Origin of the sequence: Formosa sp. A9, from assembly GCF_051200825.1 — a bacterium.
Taxonomy (GTDB): Bacteria; Bacteroidota; Bacteroidia; order Flavobacteriales; family Flavobacteriaceae; genus Formosa.
Window position 1 is genome coordinate 840,417 of record NZ_CP195158.1, and the last position, 19,777, is coordinate 860,193.

Here is a 19,777-nt window from a genome sequence, read left to right on the forward strand (position 1 = left end):
TGCAATCCTTAACGCAATACCATTTAAACTTATATAGTATAAGAAAAAATAAGGAATGCAAAGCTATTAAAAAATTTGTTTTAACCTACATTTCCGTGTAATTTAGTACAAAAGTTGTGCCATTACCCTAACGTGTCAGACCTTAAAAACATCAGTATGAAATTCGCAATTATTAAAGAACGTAAAACCCCACCAGACAGACGAGTAGTATTTGGCCCGCGTACACTCTTGCAGGTAAAACAGCAATTTCCAGAAGCAAAATTCAAAATCGAGAAATCTAAGATCAGAATTTTTCCAGACGAAGTTTATAAGCTAGCAGGTTTTAATGTGGTTAAAGATGTTTCCGATTGCGATGTGTTTTTAGGAGTAAAAGAAGTTCCAGTAGAAGCTTTAATCCCTAATAAATCGTATTTCTTTTTTTCGCATACCATAAAAAAGCAACCTTATAATAGAAGGCTGTTACAAGCTGTGCTAGAAAAAAACATAACGCTATACGACCACGAAACCATAATCGATAAAAAGGGGATGCGCCTTATAGGGTTTGGTCGTTATGCAGGTATTGTTGGAGCTTATAACGCATTTAGAACCTGGGGACTTAAGCATGCGAGTTGGGATTTGCCAAAAGCCAACACACTGGCAGACCAAAAGGCTTTAAATAGGCAACTCAAGCAACTTAGTGTACCAAATATGCGAATTTTATTAACAGGTGGCGGAAAGGTAGCTCATGGTGCTATGGAAATTTTAGATGCTTTAAAAATTCCTAAAGTGAGTGTCGAGGCATATTTAACTGAGCGTTTTAGCACCCCTGTGTATTGTAATATAGATGCGTTAGATTATAATGCGCGTATAGATGGTAAGACAAAGCCTCTTAAAGATTTTTTTAAAAATCCGCAGGCCTATCAGTCCACGTTTATGCGATTTGCCGCAGTAACAGACATGCTTATAACAGGTCACTTTTATGGCGAAGGTGCACCGTATTTATTTACAAGAGCCGATGTAAAATCGTCTGAGTTTAATATTAGAGTAGTGGCCGATATTAGCTGCGATATCGATGGTCCTGTAGCTACAACGTTACGAGCATCTACTATCGAAGATCCTATTTATGGTTATGACCCGGAAACAGAATCGGAAGTCGATTTTAAAAATGAAAATGCTATAGCTGTCATGGCAGTCGATAACCTACCTTGCGAATTGCCAAAAGATGCCAGTCAAGGCTTTGGTAAAATATTTCTGAAACATGTAATCCCTGCCTTTTTTAATAATGATGCCGATGGCGTTTTAGAACGTGCGCGAATGACTGCAGATGGAAAATTAACACCACGATTTTCTTACCTTCACGATTATGTCGATGGAAAGAAATAAGTGTTAGTACTTTGCAGGTTTGCTTTATCTTTTATTTATAAAAGAGACATTTAATAGTTGTTTAAGGAGAATTAAAAAACAAACGAGTAAAGCATTTAAAAATGAATTTGACTGCTCGTGTTATACTTTTTTTCGATGTTTAATTTTAATGTAGGCAAATAAGGTTATAGATGCTAATGTTAACCAAAAGACATCTATAAAGCACAACTGAAACTGTTCATTTTTAAAAGTTAACCAAAACCAATTTCCAGTAGTAACACCATTAGCTATAGGTATTAAAAAACCGAATACAGAACCTAATAACAATGTGTTTCGGTTTGTAAATCCATTATCTCTTCTAACGATATAAAGTACAATAAATAACAACCAGCCTATAAAATAAAAGCGATAAATAAAACTCTGGCTAACAGGCTCAAAAAGTTTTACGGCAATAAATGATAGGGCTGTTATTGGGTACATACTTAAACAAATGGCAAGGTATATTCTAACAACGGTTTCGTTAAATCTGCGTTTTTTATCAGGTAACGTTTTCTTGTCGCGAGCCACGAGCCATATCATAACTCCAGAAATGATAACCAAACAGGAAATAATACCCAAAACAAAGCTTATTACACGTAAAGCAAAGCCAGCATAATCGCCATAGTGTAAACGGTATAAAACATTCTTTACTCCATCTAAATAACTTGCTTTAAGGTAGGGGTCTTTTTTAGAAATTAAAGTCCCGGTTTTTACTTGGTAAAGGGCTTGTCCGGGTGATGTAAATTTGTTGTTGTAGTTTAATTGCCCTTCGGTCTGCACATGCATATTCGCATCGCCATAATTAAAGATATGCACGTGAGTAATGTTAAAATCGGGCCAAAGTTGTTTGGTGTTTTCTATATAGGTGTTAATACTAAAGTCGGTAGTTAAAGGCGTATTTGTATATTCAATTTCAGGATGGGCATACCCTAGATCTTTGTAAAATTTGGTGTCGTCTCCTTTGTAAAGCAAAAGTACATTGGGGGCAATTAAAAGTGCTTTAATCATAAAAAAAGCTCCTGTAACAGCATATACAAATTGAAAAGGTAAACCAATAACTCCTAAAGCGGTATGGGCATCGGTCCATAAGGTTTTTAGCTTGGCAAGGGGTCTGAAGGTGTAAAAATTAGGAACGATTTTATTCCAATGAATTATAATGCCAGTAATAATAGCAAATAGAAAAAAGAAGGCTACAAAACCAGCTAAATAATAGCCAACAGGGTAGTATAATTGAGCAAAAAAGTGCAGACGGTATAAAAATTCGCCTAAGGTATAGCTGTTTGTATAGGTGCTCTGTGAGTAGGTTTTGGTATCTAAAACAAGATATTTTCCAACATTTTCATCTTTGGATGTTAAACTATCTTTAGAGGCAGATATAGAGATGCCAATGTTCTGTTCTACATAATGCTTACTGAGTTCAATATCTCTTCCTTTTAGGGAGGTAGTTGCATTTAATGAATCTAAAGCTGTATCGAAATCAAGTTGTAAATCTTCAGTGCGCTCGACAGTATGATTGCGTTCCCAATTAATAATTTCATCTCTAAAAAACGAGAACGAACCCGCAAAGAAAATAACATAAAGGGCAACGCTAATAACAATGCCACTAACCGTGTGTGTATGAAATAGAATATTGTAGGTGCGTTTATCGCTCATTTTAAAACTTAAGTTAAACGATTGGATTATAAATTTGACCTAAATAAATGCCTATAGAAAATAGTAAGGTAAAAGCTAAATAGATACCCCATATTTTCCATCCATTTTTAGCTAAAAATGCCACTACCATAAGGCTAGCCCATAAAATAAAACCAGTAAAGGTAGAGGTAATAATTACTGTAGTGTGGTCTAACCAAAACGATAAAGCCATGTGCAGCGATGCCGTAACTAGATATCCGCCTAAAATGGCCGCAGTAATTTTAGCAAAGCGCTGAGTTTTAGATGTGGTTAAATATTTTTTGTTTGCAGGCATGGCTTAAAAATGGAATATAAATTCGATAGTAAAACTTAATAAAACGAAAATAATTAAACTTCTGTAGGTTAAAAGTCTCAGCGGTGTTAATAAAATAATTAAACTACCAAAGGTCATTAATCCAATACAAAAAAACAGGATACCAGAGGTTACTCCAAAGGTATAGCAGTTTGAAATTAAAGCTAATAACAACAAACAAACTCCTATAATTTTAACACTCTTTATATGCCGCTGTAATACGGCCTCGAACGGAATGCTAATAAGCATACACATACGTTTGGAGGTAGAATACAGCATGTAAAATGCAATTATGAGTATTAAAATAGATAGCGTTATCATAATATCTAAAATTAAAACAACTCTGAACGTTAGCATTCAGAGTTGTTTTTTATAATGTGTTATTGAATACAATACGTGGCACAATGCCAAATAAATTGATAATCTTTGCCTTTAAATTTTCCTGGGACTTCTTCTTTTTTGGTGGTTTCTATAATGTATTTGGTTGCCCAAGGTAAGTTAAAGGAAATATAGCCGTCTTGGTCTGTTGTTAACTTTTTAGACCATAAATCGCTAACAAAAATAGTTGCTTCGTTTTCGGCAAGAGGTTTGCCTTTAAATAGTACCTGCAATTTAATATCGTTACCTTGTTCTTTAACTTTTACTATAGAAATTCCGTTTTTAGAACTGTTGTTAGAATTTGAAGTTTCCTGCTCCACTTCTACAACGGCAGAAGCATTGTAATGTGTTTTAAATATACCAAAATCGTATTTGGTATAGTCTATAACTTCAATGTTATCGTTATCTAAAACAATAGTATAAGTTCCTTTTTGCTTAGGAGTAAAAGTAGTTGTAAAGTGGTCGTCTTTAGCGGTTACCTGTAATTCGGTTTTCTTACCGTTAGCATCAATAACCCAAAGGCTAAAGTCTTTTACTTTAGGAAATGCTTCGCCGTTTACTTGTTCTATTACGCCGTAAGTATACTCGCCGTAATATACATTTACTACCTGCGATTGTCCAACAGAACCCTGAGCATTTGTTTCTACCCATAAGTAATGTGCAAAAGATGGCGATACAATCAGAACTAAAAAAGTCAGGGTTAATATTAATTTTTTCATAATGTTTTAATTAAAATTTAAATGCAAAGTTAGCTAAAACAGATCTAGGTTGTTGTGGTGTAATTGTAGACCAACCATTGTAATATTCTTCGTTAAAAGCATTATTCAATTTTAGTCCAACACGGTATTTGTTTGCGGCATAGTAAATAGAGGCATTAGCAACAAAATAGCTAGGTACTGAAAGGTTTCCTGACGGACTAGAGCTAGGGTTCATGATGTCGCGTTCGCTACCACCATTAAATCCGGCGCCAATACCAAATCCTTTAATGGCTCCAGTTTCAAAATGATAATCGGCCCAAAGGTTATAAAGTATGTCCGATCCTGCTTCTAGCGGACGTTCGCCAATGGCATCTGGGTTGTCCGATTTTGTTACTTCGCTATCGTTATAGCTGAAGCCTCCTCGTAAGTTTAATCCATTAACAGGGTTGGCATTTAATTCCAATTCAAATCCTTTACTAGACACCTCTCCGTCTTGTATCTTGCCAAAAGGATCGTTAGGGTCTGTCATTAAACGATTTCCAACAAGAATGTTGTAATAGTTTACAGTAGCGTTTAAACGGTTGTTAAAAAAGTTTGTTTTAACACCAACTTCCCATTGGTTAGCATGTTCTGGTTTAAAGGTTTTAAGTACTTGTCCTTCCGGATTAATATCTAGATCTGGGTTGCCTACTAATTGAGGCGCTACGTTTGTAAACCCATTTTGCCAGTTTGCAAATACAGATAATTTATCTTGAATAGGTTGAAATAATAAACCAAATTTAGGAGATACAGCAAACTGGTCGTAATTATCATCATCTGTTGCAATATTTCCTTTTTCGTCGAAGAAATCGAAACGTACACTAGCCATAGCCGATAAATACTCGGTAATGTTTAATACATCGGACACGTAAGCACTATAGATGTTAGAGCGTGTTTTGTTGTAGTTAATTCCTGCATTTGCTAAGGCAGCATCTACACCAGCAGTTGTTAAAGGAAAGCCAGCTTCTTCTGTGCCTTCTTTTGGGTTTACAGCGCCATAACCTACATAGGTACTACCATTATCTATGCCTGTAACGGTATAAAAATCTAAGCCTACAACCATACGGTTTCTAAGGCTTCCTATTTTAAAGTCGCCAATAAAGTTTTGTTGTATGTCTGTTGTTTGAGTTGAAGCATTTTGTTTGTTAAGGTAACGTGTAAAAATACCTTCTCCAGTTAAATCGTATAGGTAGGTATAATACCCTTTTGTAGATGTCGCACTTTTTGAGACTAAGGTTTGAGAGTTCCAACTGTCTGAAATTTTATAGTCCATTTCTACGCGGTAATTTTGAGTTGGGTTTTCTAAAGTAAGTGCATTACTGGTATACGATTTTTTGTAATCGTATCCTAAATCGTCTAAGCTATCGTATTGCATTGGGGCGCCACGGCTAACAAACAACATGGTAGGATTTGTTTTTTCGGCCTGAGAAATTTCTCCGTAAAACGAGAACGACAATCTGTTGTTTACTTGGTACGATAAGGATGGTGCTACAAAAAACGACTTTCTAAAGCCTGCATCTTGAAAACTGTCTTCGGAATGGTAAGAGGTGTTTAAACGGAAATAAATATTTTCATTCTTATCTAAAGCAGTGTTAAAATCCCCTGTAATTACATTTAATCCATAAGACCCTCCAGTATACGATACTTGTCCGCCAAAACCTTTGTAAGGCTTTTTAGTAACTACATTTATTAACCCGCCATAAGAGGTTACGCTACTACCAAATAAGGTAGCCGAAGGGCCTTTAATAACCTCTATACGTTCTATGTTTGCAGCATTTATAGTTCCGTTGGTTAACCCTGGTAAACCATTTACCAGCTGCGGTTGCACACTAAAACCACGTAACGAGTAATAACCAGCACCATCGCCGCCTCGACCAGTAGAAGTCCATAATTGTTGAACACCTGTAGCATTTTCTAGAGCATCTTCGAAACTGGTAGTGATTTGCGATTCTAATAAATCTGTAGTTACCGTGGTGTAAACCTGTGTGTTTTCTAAATCTTTTAAAGGTAATTTCGCTACATAGGCAGTTTGTTTTCTAGAGAATTTGTTGTGTCTTTCGCCATCAATAACAACTTCATTTAAAATTTCCTGACCTTCGTAAAGTACAATTGTAGGTAAGGTAAGGTCTGTAGTTGTTAAGGTAAAAGGCACTTCTTTTGTTTTGTATCCTAAATACGATACCACAGCAATGTGTTGGCCTGCTTCGACATAGTTTATGTTAAACCGCCCATCGATATCCGATTGACTACCGTGGGTAGTGTTTTTTATAATGATATTTGCACCTACTATAGGTTCGTTGTTAATATCTGTAATAGTACCTTGCACGTTTTGTTGTGCATGTATTATTAAAGATGTAAAAAATAAGAATGTTAAGCTTAGTAAATTTTTCATTAATTATTATTTAGACTAATTATTAATAATTGTTAAATTTTTTGGCAAAAATAGACTAGCTTTTAGTAAGAACAAAGCTTATTTAAAATTATTTTAAATAAATATAGCTTCATGATTGATAATGAGGTGGGTTTATTAGTATTGATGAATTACTAATAAGGATATAAAATCCTTCTTTTTATATTTTTTAAGTGTGAAATACGGTTTTAAGTAATTAGAACAACCAACAACGAAAAAAGCTGTTGTTGGTTGTTGATATTTTAATTAATTATTCCAATCTATTTTTCTCGATATAAACATTACAGAAGTTAAAATAAAAAACAAACCAATGCTACCTACTAGCAGAGCATAGTTTTCTAATTGTATAATCACAAAAATAAAAATATAGAGCGCACTTAGCGCGATGCTTATGAAGCTTGTAAATTTAATTGTTTTTAATATAGATTTAGAATACCAACTTATTAGAATAACAACAGATAGAGTTGCTATAGAATATGCAGTAAGGAAATTGCTGTGTTCGGATATAGAAATGAGTAATGTGTAAAACATAGTTAAAGCAAGCCCAATCATTAAATATTGAAAAGGATGGATGTTAATTTTGCTTAAGGTCTGTATTAAAAAGAATACCAGAAAAGTTAATGCGATAACTAGAAAACCATACTTGGCAGAGCGTTCACTTTTTTGATATTCATCAACCATTATCATAAATTTTGTTCCAAAGGCGTAAGCGTTGAGGTTAGGTACAGTATTTAGGTATACTTGCGAGAAGGCCCTGTTTATGTGTAGTACTTTCCAATTTACATTAAATCCTTCGGCCGTAATGGTTTTATTATTATCGTCTGGTAAATAGTTGCCTATAAAGCTTGGGTTTGCCCAATTGGAAACCATGCTCATTGTTGTTGTTTTTCCTATGGGAACAATTGTAATTTGTTCACTTCCATTAAATGTTATTTGAACATTAAAATGTAATGTTTTTTGGTTACTTATATTTAAGAAGTCAGATTCTAATGCATCTAAATGGCCTTTGTTTTTGTTTTCTGAATAGTTGGTTTGAAAGGGGTACGTTTTTGAATTTAAATTTAAAGTGACTTCATTTTTAATGCCTTTTAGATTGGTGGTTTTTATAACAGCAGTAATTTTATCCCATACAATATCGTTTGTGCTAATATCTTTATTGGCTAGGTTTATTTCTGGGAACATGCCAGAAAAGTTTGTAGTTGAAGTATACACGGCAGATTGATAGTTACCTCGTTTAAGTGTTTTTGATTTTACATTAACCTTTGCATCTAACTCCTCGGGAAAAATATATGCATATTTTATAATTGTTTTAGTTTCTTTGGTTGTTGTGTTTAATTTATCGTCTACCATGGTTATGGTATTATAAGTTTTATAAGGCACTTTTAAAATGGGGCCATAAACACAAACATCTTCACCCCACTTTGTGTTTATCTCTCGGGTTACGGCTTTTTGCCTATCCGCGCGTTCATTTATTAACTCTTTAATATATGATAACGGAATTAAAAGGATTAGAATTAAAACACCCACCGATACCATTTTAGCAGTTTTTGACGATTTTAACCAATTTCCGAATTTAGACTGTTGTGTAACATTGTTATTATTCATGATATAAATTTTTAAAGTACTTTGAAAATCAAAGTTGATTGATAAAAAAAATAGTTATTGTTTATTAATTAAATTTTCAAGGGCTTCAATATGTTTTTTAAACGCTACTGTTCCTAATGTTGTGGCACTATATCTTGTGTTGGGCTTTCTGGCTATAAATTGCTTTTCAACTTTAATATATTCTTCTTTTTCTAAAGCTTTAATATGGCTTGCAAGATTACCATCTGTGGCATCAAGCAAATCTTTTAGGGTTTTAAAGTCGGCGTATTCATTTACCATTAAAACCGACATAATTCCAAGACGTATTCTATGATCGAACGATTTATTTAAATTTTTTATTATACCCATATTTTTATGGTGTTACTATTCAATTATTATTTTAAATCGTGCTTATAATACATCCATGTTCCATAAATAATATGCATAACACCAAACCCTATAACCCAAAGCCAAAATCCATATCCCGGTAAAAGGGCACAGATTAAACCTAAACAAAGTTCTACATAACCTAAAGTTCTAATATTTCCAATACTATACTTAGAAGCGTTTATTAAGGCTAATCCATAAAAAATGAGCATCAGAGCAGCTGTTTGTCCATATTTTTGTTGTCCTAGAATAATTAAAATATATAAGCCTCCAGTTAATAAAGGCACAACAAAATTAATAAGTAATCTTTTAGAGGTGCTATCCCATATTTTTTCTCCCTTTTTTTTAGCCTTTTGAATACTAAGGTAGATAGCCGTAATTATACTTAACCCAGCAATTAAAATAAGATCCAAAATGATAAGTTTGAATATTTTGCCATCTAAAATTAAAGTGCCATGGCTAAAGTTGTCGACTAACCAAAATGCAACGCTAGCCCCTATAAGAGCGTAAATTCCAGCCAAAATTCCAGATAAACCACTTAGCGAAATAAACCGTGTAGATTTATTCATTAATTGTTTTATTTCTCCGATGTCTTGTAAGTAATGATTTGATTCCATGTAAAAGTACTTTGAAAAACAAAGTAATTAAATAAATTTCATTTATTCAACACTTTAATTGAAAAAGATCATTTTTTAAAGTGCTTTCGCTACAATATAATTCAGGAAGTTTAGGCCTTTATGCGATTTATTTTGTTTTTTAATAACAACAAAATCCATAGCTTCAAAGAAAGGAAGGGCTGTTTTACTAACGTCCGATCGAATTTCGGGGTAGTCTTCAATCATAACTCTAGATTCTATTGTGCGTAGTAAACTAGAGGCAATGCCTTGTCTTAAATAATTAGGATGCACAAAAAGACCATCTAAATAATAGCCTTTTTTAAGATAAGCAAAACCGACTATGGTGTTACTGGTTTCGGCAACAATAAAATAATAATCGTTAATGCGTTCTAACCATTTATCGGTTTCGAAAGCTCCCGACGACCAAACTTGTAGTTGCTTGTCGTTATAGTCTTTAGCGCAAGTTTTGGTAATAGTGTCTTTAAACAGCGCCGTTATTTCAGGAATGTCGTTTGCTGTGGCTTGTCTGATGGAAATATTCAAAACTAATCAACTTTTTTAAATACTAATGTTTCTGTACTTGGGTTTGATAAATACAAGCGATTGTTTTCGATTTTAAAATGTGTAGACGCTTGTAAGGCCTTAAGAAATTCTTGCTCTTTATTTGTGGGTAGGCACATTTTTCTGGTGGTAATTACATTGGTAAAGCGCAGCTTAGATTGCTCCGAAAAAATAGCGCCTCGCATCGCATTACAGCCTGCAAAACCTGCAAAAGTGTTTTCGGTTGTGTTTATTTCCATGTTTGGACGTTCGGTGTTAAAGTCTTCGGTTTCGACTTTAATACCGTTTAGAGTTTCTAAAATCCAAATATCATGTAATCTGTAGTCGGTTATATAAGCACCGCAACCTTCAAAATTTTCGAAATCGGTATTGCCTGTGGGCTTAATTTTAATAGATACGCTATACGGACTAATACTGTCGTTATTCGTGCATCCTTTCATTTTTATTTCGGCTTGAATGGTTGCCGATTCGGTTTCTGCACGGTACATTTTAATGTTGGCATCTGCTGCTAAAATAGGTTCTGTAATTGGAAAATGTACACTTTTTAAGCCTTCGGTTTGCGACGAAAATTCCATTCCAGATGCGCTTAAAGCAAACGTCCAATCGTTACCCTCACTTTTAAAAAACGGCAGATTTTTAGTTGTAGGTGCGCTGTTGGTTTGTTGCATCGTTTCAGATTGTTGTTCTATTGCTGTGCTAATCTTTTCTTTGTTTTTATTGGTGTCTTGACAATTCAACATTAAAAAACTAAGGCCTAGTACGGATAAAATTCTAATTGCTTTCATGATTTTAAAGTTAGGAATTATATTTTAAAAATACCACCAATAGAGATTTGTGTTTCGCCATAGAAGAAATGTTGCGAGGCACGATCTTTTGGGTTATTAGATGTTCTAATATCGGGCATGTTTATAAAGCCACCTCTTAAATCGCCTTGAATGAAGAAATGTTTAAAGAAGGTGAAATTTAATCCTGCACTTGTCGAGATGCCGTATCCTGCAATGTGGAAATCGTCGTGGCGTTCGTATACCAATAATTTAGAATTGGTTTTGGGCACTAGTAAGCCACCACCAAAACTTTCTGTAAGGTTTATTTGAAAAATATCGGTGTTTGTAATCCCGAAAAGTTTAGAAATGTCATCAAACCTAGCAATCTCGGTATATATATAGTTTAGCCCATCGGTATGTTCGAATGTTAAAAAACCTTCATGTAAATACACTGGGTCGTCTTTAAAAGTCGTGTTATAAATAGAACTTTCATCAGATTCGGGGATGTCGATATAACCATTACCTCTAACAACTTGGTTTTGGGTCATTACATATTTCATGTGGTCCAGATTGATGGAAATAGCGTAATGGTCGCTAATAAAATACCCTAACCTAAAATTGGTTTGTGGGATGGTCATGCTACATGGGTTAATGTAATCGATATGCCACCCTTTAGGTTTGTCGTGGGCTTTTACATCGTAAAGTGTAAAATTATAATGCTCTCCAGTAAATGTAATATCCGATTTTGAATATTTTTCGCGATTGCCTCCCCAACTAATAAATAGTTTCCCTTTTTTAGATGCAGTGTATTTTAATGTGTCTGTGTTTTGGGCATTTAGGTTAAATATGGGCAATAGTATAGTTGCTATTAAAAACTTAATAGGTGTGAATTTCATAATAAAAATGCGAAAATCTAAAAGGCGGTTATTGTTTTTCTAATCGCCACTAAATGTGTTAATAAGGTTTCTAAATGATCTAGATGAAGCATGTTAGCACCGTCGCTTTTAGCATTGGCAGGATCGAAATGCGTTTCTATAAACAAACCATCTACATTATTTACTATACCAGCTCTGGCTATAGTTTCAATCATATCTGGTCTGCCGCCTGTTACACCGCTGGTTTGGTTAGGCTGCTGTAAAGAGTGTGTTACGTCAAGCACTGTTGGAGCATACTGCCTCATGGTTGGTATGCCTCTAAAATCTACTATCATATCTTGATAGCCAAACATGGTGCCGCGATCTGTAATCCAGGCTTTGTTGTTCCCTGAATCTTTTACTTTTTGCACAGCATGTTTCATGCTTTCCGGACTCATAAACTGTCCTTTTTTTAAGTTTACTACTTTTCCGGTTTCGGCAGCAGCAACTACTAAATCGGTTTGTCTTACTAAAAAGGCAGGGATTTGAAGTACATCTACATACTCGGCCGCCATAGCAGCATCAGACACTTCGTGGATGTCGGTTACCGTTGGAATGCCAAAGGTTTCCGAAACTTTTTTAAGAATTTTAAGGGCTTTTTCATCGCCAATACCCGTAAAACTGTCAATGCGACTTCGGTTGGCTTTTTTAAAACTGCCCTTAAATACATAAGGAATTTGTAAGGTATCGGTAATAGAAACAATTTTTTCTGCAATTCTAAGTGCCATGTCTTCGCCTTCGATAGCGCAAGGCCCAGATAGAAGAAAAAAATTGTCGGAATTTGTATATTTTAATTGAGGAACATCTGAAAGTGTCATGTGCATAAATTTAAGCTGCAAAGTTAGTTAAAATACAAATGCCACGATAAAACAAATTGAGGTAGTTAGTTTCGTGTTTCTAATGTTAAAGCGAGTAGGGTGTTGGCTTGGCGTGTTTAAAATCACGAAATGAAACGCTGTTTAACAGCAAATTTTACAATGAAGAAGATAAATGCTTAATCGGGAGAAAATAATTGAAGTGCTTTATTTAATGTGTAAGTTGTTGATTAATAGTGTTTGGTGTTTGATTGTGTTTAGATTTTTAGCAAATTTGCAGTTCTATTTAAAATAAAATAAGCCCGTAAAATTATTATATGTTTAAATAATAACATATAGTTCTCTAATTCTCAAAATATAGTGTACCTTTGCGCGCTTAAATTAGGCATCAATTATGGCTCAAATTAAAAACATTGCAATTATTGCGCACGTAGACCACGGTAAAACCACTTTGGTAGATAAGATTATGTACCACTGTCAATTATTCCGTGAAAATGAAAATACAGGAGATTTAATCCTAGACAATAACGATTTAGAGCGTGAAAGAGGTATTACGATCACATCTAAAAACGTTTCTGTAATTTATAAAGACACAAAAATCAACATTATTGATACCCCAGGTCACGCCGATTTTGGAGGAGAAGTAGAGCGTGTTTTAAACATGGCCGATGGTGTATTGTTATTGGTTGATGCCTTTGAAGGGCCTATGCCACAAACCCGTTTTGTACTTCAAAAAGCCATCAATTTAGGGTTGAAGCCATGTGTGGTTGTTAATAAAGTAGATAAAGAAAACTGTACACCAGAAGAGGTACACGAAAAAGTATTCGATTTAATGTTCGAGTTAGGTGCCGAAGAGTGGCAGTTAGATTTCCCAACGGTTTATGGTTCTGCTAAAAACAATTGGATGAGCGAAGATTGGAAAGTGCAAACAGAGAATATAGAGCCATTATTAGATATGGTTATAGACCATATTCCTGCGCCAAAAATTCCAGAAGGCAATACCCAAATGTTAATTACGTCGTTAGATTATTCGTCGTTTACAGGACGAATTGCTATCGGACGTTTAACCCGTGGCGAATTAAAAGTAGGTCAGAATATATCTTTAGTAAAACGCGATGGTAGCATTGTAAAATCTAAAATTAAAGAACTACACGTTTTTGAAGGTATTGGCCGTAAAAAAGTAGACGAAGTTCAAGCAGGCGATATTTGTGCGATTGTAGGTTTAGAAGGTTTTGAAATTGGTGATACAGTAGCCGATTTCGAAAACCCAGAAGCTTTAAAAACAATTGCGATCGACGAGCCAACCATGAGTATGTTGTTTACCATTAACGACTCTCCGTTTTTTGGTAAAGATGGTAAGTTTGTAACCTCTAGACATATTAAAGAGCGTTTAAATAAAGAATTAGAAAAAAACTTAGCATTACGTGTTCACGAGACAGATAGTGCCGATAAATTTTTAGTGTTCGGTCGAGGCGTATTACACTTATCGGTGTTAATAGAAACCATGCGTCGCGAAGGTTACGAGCTTCAAATTGGGCAACCACAGGTAATCATTAAAGAGATTGATGGTGTAAAGTGCGAACCAGTAGAGGAGATGACTATCGATTTACCTGAAGAAGTTTCTGGTAAAGCTATAGAAATGGTTACCTTACGTAAAGGTGAAATGTTAAGTATGGAAGCCAAAGGCGACCGTATGGTGTGCGAGTTTATAGTGCCTTCTAGAGGGATTATAGGTTTAAGAAACCAGTTGCTTACCGCTACTGCCGGTGAAGCTATTATGGCACACCGTTTTAAAGAATATCAACCTGTAAAGGGTGGTATTCCTGAACGTCAAAACGGTTCGTTAGTGTCTATGGAAAAAGGACAAGCCATTCCGTATTCTATAGATAAGTTGCAAGAGCGTGGTAAATTCTTTATCGATCCGGGTGAAGATATTTACGAAGGACAAGTTATTGGAGAAAATTCCCGTGGCGACGATATGACGGTTAACGTAACTAAAACTAAAAAATTAAGTAACGTACGTTCGTCTGGAGCAGACGATAAAGCTAAAATTGTACCAGCTATTAAGTTTTCGTTAGAAGAAGCTTTAGAATACATTCAGAAAGATGAATACGTTGAGGTAACACCAAACCACTTACGTATTCGTAAAATTCTATTAACCGAAGTAGAGCGTAAGCGCAATAAGAGTTTGTAGTATTAATTTCTGCTTAAAATAAAAAAGGAATCCTGTTTAGGGTTCCTTTTTTGTTTATGAATTATCGAGAATTGTTTTTTAATCCTAAAATGCTGAAAAATAAACTAAACAAAATAATTTGTATGCCTAGTAATAAAGTAAAAACAGCAGGGATTACAATGCGTAATGTTTTTGTTGGCTCTAGGCTTCCAAAATTTGTGTCTTGCCAAATATTTAATCCGTAAAAACTTAAAAATAATCCACATAATAAAATAGCAAATCCTAAAACTAAACCGCGTTCCAAATTAATGTACTTGAATAGTTTGGAATACCGATTGGTTCTGGGTAACAGGTTGTTCTCGATGGCGTATACTTTTGTTAAACAATAAAAAATAAAAAACTGAAAGCCTATTAAAACGGCGCTACAGGCATACAGTAAGCTGTGTATATCGAAGGTAATATTATTAATGTGTAAAGGGCGAATAACTAGCCTAACAGAACTTAATAGACCAATTATAATTAATAGTGCGGCAGGATATAAAAACAACCATTTTGGACTGTAAAAAGATAGAAAGCGTAAATGCCTCCAGCCATCTTTCCAAGTGTTTAAATGCGGTTTTCTAGACCTGCCATCAGGAAATAATTGGGTGGGAACTTCGGTGATGGATAGTCCTTTGAGTTGAGATTTTACGATCATTTCGGAAGCAAATTCCATTCCCGGAGTTGTCAATTCCATTTTAAGATATGCACTTTTAGAAAACCCTCTTAACCCGCAGTGAAAATCGCCAATTTTAATTTTATAAAATAGCCGTCCAATAAATGATAATACAGGATTGCCTAAATATTTGTGTAGAAAAGGCATTGCCCCTTTTTGTATACCACCTTTAAATCTATTGCCAATTACTAAATCGTATCCAGCTCTTAATTGCGTTAAAAAGGGCATCAGGTTCGAAAAATCGTAGCTATCATCTGCATCGGCCATAATTATATATTTGCCTAGGGCAGCATGTATTCCGCCTTGTAATGCGCTTCCGTATCCTTTTTCTTTTACAGGTACAACTTTAACGTTTAAGTTGTTGGCAATGGCTATAGATTCGTCTGTACTTCCATTATCAGCAATAATAATTTCCCCAATAACATTGTTGGATTGTAAAAACTGCTGCGCTTTTTTTATACATGTTGCTAAGGTTTCGGCTTCGTTTAAGCAAGGCATTACTATAGATAATTCTATATTCATAGTTCGTATTTGGAGGTTTTGTTACCAGAATGGATTAATAGAATAAAAATGAGAAACCATACCCAATCGTTATAAAAGGTAAAACGCTTTAAGGTGTGCATGCCTATGGCAACTAAAGCGACATTAGATAAACTTAGAAGTACAATACACGAAATAGTAACATATTTTATTTCATTTGTTTGGTATGCTTTAATACAGCTAAACCCTAATATGATTACAAGTAGTAAAGTGTATTTAGCATTTCCAAAAGCATGAATAAAATTTTTAATATACAGACTAAGCCAAGCTTTGAAATTATTTATAATTAAAGGAATCGACATTTGTTTTGTAAGCACATCAACTTCTATTAATTTTTTAGAATGTGTTGCAAGGCTATCGGCTAATGCTAATCCGTTAGGCAAAATAGTAAAGTTTGCAATTTCGGAATACTCTTTAACATAAATACTAAGATCGTTTTCGTGATGTAAATTGGGGTTGAGCTCGTGAATGTTTAAATGTTTTTTGGCTAAATCTTTATAGCTATTTTTAAATAAGGCTTTTGCTTTTTGTGAATTATAAATGTTGTAATCTGAAGCATCCGAAACATACATTGCAGGTGTTAGTAAATGTATGCCTGTCCAGGGTGTTGAAACGAATTCATCATGCGCTACTTTATGGTATAATTTATCTGCAAAGCCACACAGGAATGGGAAAATAATCAATAAAAATAGAAGTCCTTTGTATTTTAAGCGATGATTCCATAAAATAATTCCAATAATAATTGGGATTAAAAATAGAAATTGACTCCTTGTCTGTATGAGAAGGAGTAAAAGAGGAATTGCATATAGAATGAATGTAACGTCTTTTTGTGTTAAACTTCGTAACATGAGCCCTACAACAATAAGATAAATCGGATAAGAAAGCGCTTCGGATAGAAAGACGTTAGCGAGATGGTGATTGTAAAAATATGGTGCGAGTAATATGATATTCAATAAGAATAACCAAATGGCATGAAGGTTAAAGCACGTTTTTAAGGTTTTTATAAAAAAATAAATGCTACAAACTCCTAAACCATATTGAAGAATAATTGTAGCTGTATTAAAAAAAGTACCAAAACAAAGTTTAATACCGTGTAAAAAAAGAGGGTAACCCGCAGATCTAGTAATTACCATATTTAAATACCCTTCAGAATCATTAACAATTTCAATTGGTTTAACAATTACAACTAAAAACGCAATTATATATGGGGCAATAATAGATAGAAGTGATGCTTTTGGAGATAATTTTAAACTCAATGTCTTGTTTTTAGCAAATGTAATATGAAAAGGGTAGGATTAAAACCGAACTATTAAATTTTAATTAAAAACATTATCACAACAGTTTTATATATTCGTAGCCAAAACGATTTAGCTTTATCAAGAGATCTGAAATAAAAAATGTTTTTTTCGATTTCTTTTAAAACTAATTAAATAATGCGAAACATCCTTAATGCTTTTTAATTCCCTAGATTTTGCTGTCTTTTTACCAATAGTTTTTGTGTTGTATTGGTTTGTTTTTCAAACCAGTTTAAAATTACAAAATATATTAGTGGTTGTGGCGAGCTACATATTTTATGCGTGGTGGGATTGGCGTTTTTTAGCTTTAATTTTATTTAGCACAATAGTAGATTTTACATTGGGGCTATTAATATTTAAAGAACAGAACGATAGCAAAAGGCGGGTTTTGTTGTTTTTAAGTGTTTTTGTCAATTTAGGACTACTAGGTTTTTTTAAATACTTTAATTTTTTTGTCGAAAATTTTATTCAAGCCTTTTCATTTCTTGGAATGCGTTTGCAGTATAGCGCCCTTTATATTATACTTCCAGTAGGGATTAGTTTTTATACATTTCAAACCTTAAGTTACACGATAGATATTTATAAAAAGCGGTTAGAGCCCACTACTAATGTTATAAGTTTTATGGCTTTCGTAAGTTTTTTTCCGCAGCTTGTAGCAGGGCCAATTGAACGTGCACGAGATCTTTTGCCGCAATTCGAAACAAAAAGGGTTTTTAGCGTAGATAAAGCTAAAGACGGATTGAAACAAGCGTTGTGGGGACTGTTTAAAAAAATGGTAATTGCCGATAATTGTGCACTTTTTGTAGACGAATTTTTTGGCAATCACGAGGCGTACTCTGGCAGCGCATTGTTAATAGGTGCGTTTTTCTTTACCATTCAAATTTATTGCGATTTTTCAGGATATTCCGATATTGCAATTGGGGTGTCGCGATTATTCGGGTTTAATTTATCTAAAAATTTTGCATTTCCTTATTTTGCTACTAACATTGCCGAGTTTTGGAGGCGCTGGCATATTTCGTTAACCACCTGGTTTAAAGATTATTTTTATATTCCTTTAGGGGGTAGTAGGGGCACCAAAGTAATGCAAGTAAGAAATACGCTTTTAATTTTTATTGTTATAGGCTTATGGCATGGTGCCGCGTGGAAATTTGTGGTTTATGGTTTTATTAACGGATTACATTTTTTACCCAATATTATTCGAGGGCGTAAAAAAAAGATTATTCAAAATCAGAATGAATTAATACCTAGTATACAAACCGGTTTAGGTATTTTAAAAACGTTTGGGTTTTTGGTAATCGTGCGTGTGTTTTTTAGAGCAGAAGATTTAAGCTCGGCTTTAGGGTATTTGCAACGCATATTTTCTAGGTCCTTATTTGCAATTCCAGAATTTGCAAATCGCGTTGGTGCTTTATATTTAATGGTTTTAATTGTTGTGTTTATGACAATAGAATGGTTTGGTAAACAAAATGCTTACGGCATAGAAGTTTTGGGTGGGACTTGGAAACGTAAATATCGTTGGGGGTTTTATTACGTATTGGTGTTTTTCATTTTCTATTTTTACGCAAAACCGCAACAGTTTATTTATTTTCAATTTTAAATGAAGCAATTTCTTAAATTACTTGTAATTTTTATCGCTCCTATATTGATTATAGGTGGCGCTATAGAAGTATTGTTAAGACAAATACCTAACGATTATAAGCAAAAGGCGGCGTATTTAAGCAGCAATGCAAACACAATTGAAACATTAATTTTAGGAAGCTCCCACAGTTTATATGGAATCAATCCCGATTATTTAAAAGGAAATGCTTTTAATGCCAGTTTTGTATCGCAAACTCCAGATGTAGATTGGGCTATTTTACAGCAATACCAAAACCAGTTAACAAATTTAAAAACGATTATTATTAGGTTGTCTTATGCATCATTATTCGAAACATTGTCAGAAACGAATGAAGCTTGGCGACTTAAAGATTACAATTTGTATTTTCATTTGCAACAAGATTATACGTTTAAACAGCATTCGGAATTATTGAGTGTAAAACTTCAAAATAATTTAAATCGAATTTATAACTATTATGTATTGGGCGTATCAGAAACGTCTATAACCCAATCAGGTTGGGGAATTAATGCACATGTTACGCCACCAGAGAACTTAGAGCAAGCAGGGATTAATGTGGCCCAACGGCATACCATTTCAGATTTAAGTCAATACCATTTTAATACCGATAATTTTAAAGCAATAGCAGCGTTTTGCGAAACCAGAAATATTCAATTGGTGGTTATTACTCTGCCAGGCTATAAGTCGTATAACTCTTACATGGATAAAACCCAATGGCAAAAAACAGAAGATTTCGGTAAATTTTTAGATTCAACATACACCACGTGCACTTATCTAAATTTTTTAAATGATGAAAGTTTTACGGCTCAAGATTTTTTTGATGGAGATCATTTAAACGCCCAAGGTGCAAAAAAACTAAGTGTAAAATTGCAGGAATTATTGAAATAATAAAACGCTTGTACTTCGTT

At 34.2% G+C, this 19,777-nt stretch carries 18 protein-coding genes; 4 read left to right on the top strand and 14 right to left on the bottom strand.

The features are described from left to right. The first annotated feature begins 156 nt into the window (after nucleotides 1–156). Nucleotides 157–1,362 (top strand): NAD(P)-dependent oxidoreductase, encoded by a 1,206-nt coding sequence (locus ACR9EA_RS03660; RefSeq protein WP_435137679.1) that lies wholly within the window; start codon nucleotides 157–159, stop codon nucleotides 1,360–1,362. A 120-nt stretch (nucleotides 1,363–1,482) separates the two neighbouring features. Here the strand turns inward: ACR9EA_RS03660 and ACR9EA_RS03665 are convergent, their stop codons facing one another. The 12 genes from ACR9EA_RS03665 to kdsA all read right to left on the bottom strand — a co-directional run bounded on the left by ACR9EA_RS03665 (nucleotide 1,483) and on the right by kdsA (nucleotide 12,534). Then, entirely contained in the window at nucleotides 1,483–3,033 is a 1,551-nt protein-coding gene (locus ACR9EA_RS03665) for a PepSY-associated TM helix domain-containing protein (RefSeq protein WP_435137682.1), read from the bottom strand. 13 nt (nucleotides 3,034–3,046) lie between these two features. Continuing rightward, a complete protein-coding gene (locus ACR9EA_RS03670; RefSeq protein WP_435137685.1) occupies nucleotides 3,047–3,346 on the bottom strand; it encodes a hypothetical protein in 300 nt (99 codons plus the stop codon). 3 nt (nucleotides 3,347–3,349) lie between these two features. After that, complete coding sequence (locus ACR9EA_RS03675) at nucleotides 3,350–3,721, bottom strand: hypothetical protein (RefSeq protein ID WP_435137687.1); 372 nt, start codon at nucleotides 3,719–3,721, stop codon at nucleotides 3,350–3,352. A gap of 23 nt (nucleotides 3,722–3,744) precedes the next feature. Then, nucleotides 3,745–4,461 (bottom strand): DUF4198 domain-containing protein, encoded by a 717-nt coding sequence (locus ACR9EA_RS03680; RefSeq protein ID WP_435137690.1) that lies wholly within the window; start codon nucleotides 4,459–4,461, stop codon nucleotides 3,745–3,747. 10 nt (nucleotides 4,462–4,471) lie between these two features. Next, the gene (locus ACR9EA_RS03685) at nucleotides 4,472–6,871 is read right to left on the bottom strand and encodes a TonB-dependent siderophore receptor (protein WP_435137693.1); all 2,400 of its coding nucleotides are present in this window, start codon (nucleotides 6,869–6,871) and stop codon (nucleotides 4,472–4,474) included. A 264-nt stretch (nucleotides 6,872–7,135) separates the two neighbouring features. After that, complete coding sequence (creD, locus tag ACR9EA_RS03690; RefSeq protein WP_435137696.1) at nucleotides 7,136–8,494, bottom strand: cell envelope integrity protein CreD; 1,359 nt, start codon at nucleotides 8,492–8,494, stop codon at nucleotides 7,136–7,138. 54 nt (nucleotides 8,495–8,548) lie between these two features. Continuing rightward, nucleotides 8,549–8,842: a winged helix-turn-helix domain-containing protein gene (locus tag ACR9EA_RS03695; RefSeq protein ID WP_435137699.1), complete on the bottom strand. Its 294-nt coding sequence runs from the start codon at nucleotides 8,840–8,842 to the stop codon at nucleotides 8,549–8,551. 26 nt (nucleotides 8,843–8,868) lie between these two features. After that, a complete protein-coding gene (locus tag ACR9EA_RS03700) occupies nucleotides 8,869–9,477 on the bottom strand; it encodes a hypothetical protein (protein WP_435137702.1) in 609 nt (202 codons plus the stop codon). Between the two features lie 75 nt (nucleotides 9,478–9,552). Beyond that, entirely contained in the window at nucleotides 9,553–10,020 is a 468-nt protein-coding gene (locus ACR9EA_RS03705) for a GNAT family N-acetyltransferase (protein ID WP_435137705.1), read from the bottom strand. Between the two features lie 2 nt (nucleotides 10,021–10,022). Then, nucleotides 10,023–10,823 carry an META domain-containing protein gene (locus ACR9EA_RS03710; protein ID WP_435137708.1) on the bottom strand — a complete coding sequence of 267 codons (801 nt, stop codon included), beginning with the start codon at nucleotides 10,821–10,823 and terminating at the stop codon, nucleotides 10,023–10,025. A gap of 17 nt (nucleotides 10,824–10,840) precedes the next feature. Continuing rightward, on the bottom strand, nucleotides 10,841–11,698 hold the full coding sequence (locus ACR9EA_RS03715) for a hypothetical protein (RefSeq protein ID WP_435137710.1): 858 nt from the start codon (nucleotides 11,696–11,698) through the stop codon (nucleotides 10,841–10,843). 17 nt (nucleotides 11,699–11,715) lie between these two features. Beyond that, complete coding sequence (gene kdsA / locus ACR9EA_RS03720; RefSeq protein ID WP_435137713.1) at nucleotides 11,716–12,534, bottom strand: 3-deoxy-8-phosphooctulonate synthase; 819 nt, start codon at nucleotides 12,532–12,534, stop codon at nucleotides 11,716–11,718. A 391-nt stretch (nucleotides 12,535–12,925) separates the two neighbouring features. Here kdsA and typA point away from each other — a divergent pair, with 391 nt between their 5' ends. After that, nucleotides 12,926–14,725, top strand: a complete 1,800-nt coding sequence (gene typA, locus ACR9EA_RS03725) for a translational GTPase TypA (RefSeq protein WP_435137715.1) — start codon at nucleotides 12,926–12,928, stop codon at nucleotides 14,723–14,725. 61 nt (nucleotides 14,726–14,786) lie between these two features. On the opposite strand, the gene ACR9EA_RS03730 is transcribed toward typA, so the two are convergent. Both ACR9EA_RS03730 and ACR9EA_RS03735 read right to left on the bottom strand, forming a co-directional pair. Then, a complete protein-coding gene (locus ACR9EA_RS03730; protein WP_435137718.1) occupies nucleotides 14,787–15,941 on the bottom strand; it encodes a glycosyltransferase family 2 protein in 1,155 nt (384 codons plus the stop codon). Further along, nucleotides 15,938–17,215, bottom strand: a complete 1,278-nt coding sequence (locus ACR9EA_RS03735) for a hypothetical protein (RefSeq protein ID WP_435137721.1) — start codon at nucleotides 17,213–17,215, stop codon at nucleotides 15,938–15,940. The genes ACR9EA_RS03730 and ACR9EA_RS03735 overlap by 4 nt, the downstream gene beginning before the upstream one ends. A gap of 193 nt (nucleotides 17,216–17,408) precedes the next feature. Here ACR9EA_RS03735 and ACR9EA_RS03740 point away from each other — a divergent pair, with 193 nt between their 5' ends. Both ACR9EA_RS03740 and ACR9EA_RS03745 read left to right on the top strand, forming a co-directional pair. After that, nucleotides 17,409–18,851, top strand: a complete 1,443-nt coding sequence (locus ACR9EA_RS03740; RefSeq protein WP_435137723.1) for an MBOAT family O-acyltransferase — start codon at nucleotides 17,409–17,411, stop codon at nucleotides 18,849–18,851. Beyond that, the gene (locus ACR9EA_RS03745) at nucleotides 18,852–19,757 is read left to right on the top strand and encodes a hypothetical protein (RefSeq protein WP_435137726.1); all 906 of its coding nucleotides are present in this window, start codon (nucleotides 18,852–18,854) and stop codon (nucleotides 19,755–19,757) included. The last annotated feature ends 20 nt before the right edge of the window (nucleotides 19,758–19,777 follow it).

What these genes read in the sequence shown, in the direction of transcription:
- ACR9EA_RS03660 (WP_435137679.1), top strand. Translation starts at nt 157, where the DNA reads ATGAAATTCGCAATTATTAAAGAACGTAAAACCCCACCAGACAGACGA.
- ACR9EA_RS03665 (WP_435137682.1), bottom strand. Translation starts at nt 3,033, where the DNA reads ATGAGCGATAAACGCACCTACAATATTCTATTTCATACACACACGGTT.
- ACR9EA_RS03670 (WP_435137685.1), bottom strand. Translation starts at nt 3,346, where the DNA reads ATGCCTGCAAACAAAAAATATTTAACCACATCTAAAACTCAGCGCTTT.
- ACR9EA_RS03675 (WP_435137687.1), bottom strand. Translation starts at nt 3,721, where the DNA reads ATGCTAACGTTCAGAGTTGTTTTAATTTTAGATATTATGATAACGCTA.
- ACR9EA_RS03680 (WP_435137690.1), bottom strand. Translation starts at nt 4,461, where the DNA reads ATGAAAAAATTAATATTAACCCTGACTTTTTTAGTTCTGATTGTATCG.
- ACR9EA_RS03685 (WP_435137693.1), bottom strand. Translation starts at nt 6,871, where the DNA reads ATGAAAAATTTACTAAGCTTAACATTCTTATTTTTTACATCTTTAATA.
- creD (WP_435137696.1), bottom strand. Translation starts at nt 8,494, where the DNA reads ATGAATAATAACAATGTTACACAACAGTCTAAATTCGGAAATTGGTTA.
- ACR9EA_RS03695 (WP_435137699.1), bottom strand. Translation starts at nt 8,842, where the DNA reads ATGGGTATAATAAAAAATTTAAATAAATCGTTCGATCATAGAATACGT.
- ACR9EA_RS03700 (WP_435137702.1), bottom strand. Translation starts at nt 9,477, where the DNA reads ATGGAATCAAATCATTACTTACAAGACATCGGAGAAATAAAACAATTA.
- ACR9EA_RS03710 (WP_435137708.1), bottom strand. Translation starts at nt 10,823, where the DNA reads ATGAAAGCAATTAGAATTTTATCCGTACTAGGCCTTAGTTTTTTAATG.
- ACR9EA_RS03715 (WP_435137710.1), bottom strand. Translation starts at nt 11,698, where the DNA reads ATGAAATTCACACCTATTAAGTTTTTAATAGCAACTATACTATTGCCC.
- kdsA (WP_435137713.1), bottom strand. Translation starts at nt 12,534, where the DNA reads ATGACACTTTCAGATGTTCCTCAATTAAAATATACAAATTCCGACAAT.
- typA (WP_435137715.1), top strand. Translation starts at nt 12,926, where the DNA reads ATGGCTCAAATTAAAAACATTGCAATTATTGCGCACGTAGACCACGGT.
- ACR9EA_RS03730 (WP_435137718.1), bottom strand. Translation starts at nt 15,941, where the DNA reads ATGAATATAGAATTATCTATAGTAATGCCTTGCTTAAACGAAGCCGAA.
- ACR9EA_RS03740 (WP_435137723.1), top strand. Translation starts at nt 17,409, where the DNA reads ATGCTTTTTAATTCCCTAGATTTTGCTGTCTTTTTACCAATAGTTTTT.
- ACR9EA_RS03745 (WP_435137726.1), top strand. Translation starts at nt 18,852, where the DNA reads ATGAAGCAATTTCTTAAATTACTTGTAATTTTTATCGCTCCTATATTG.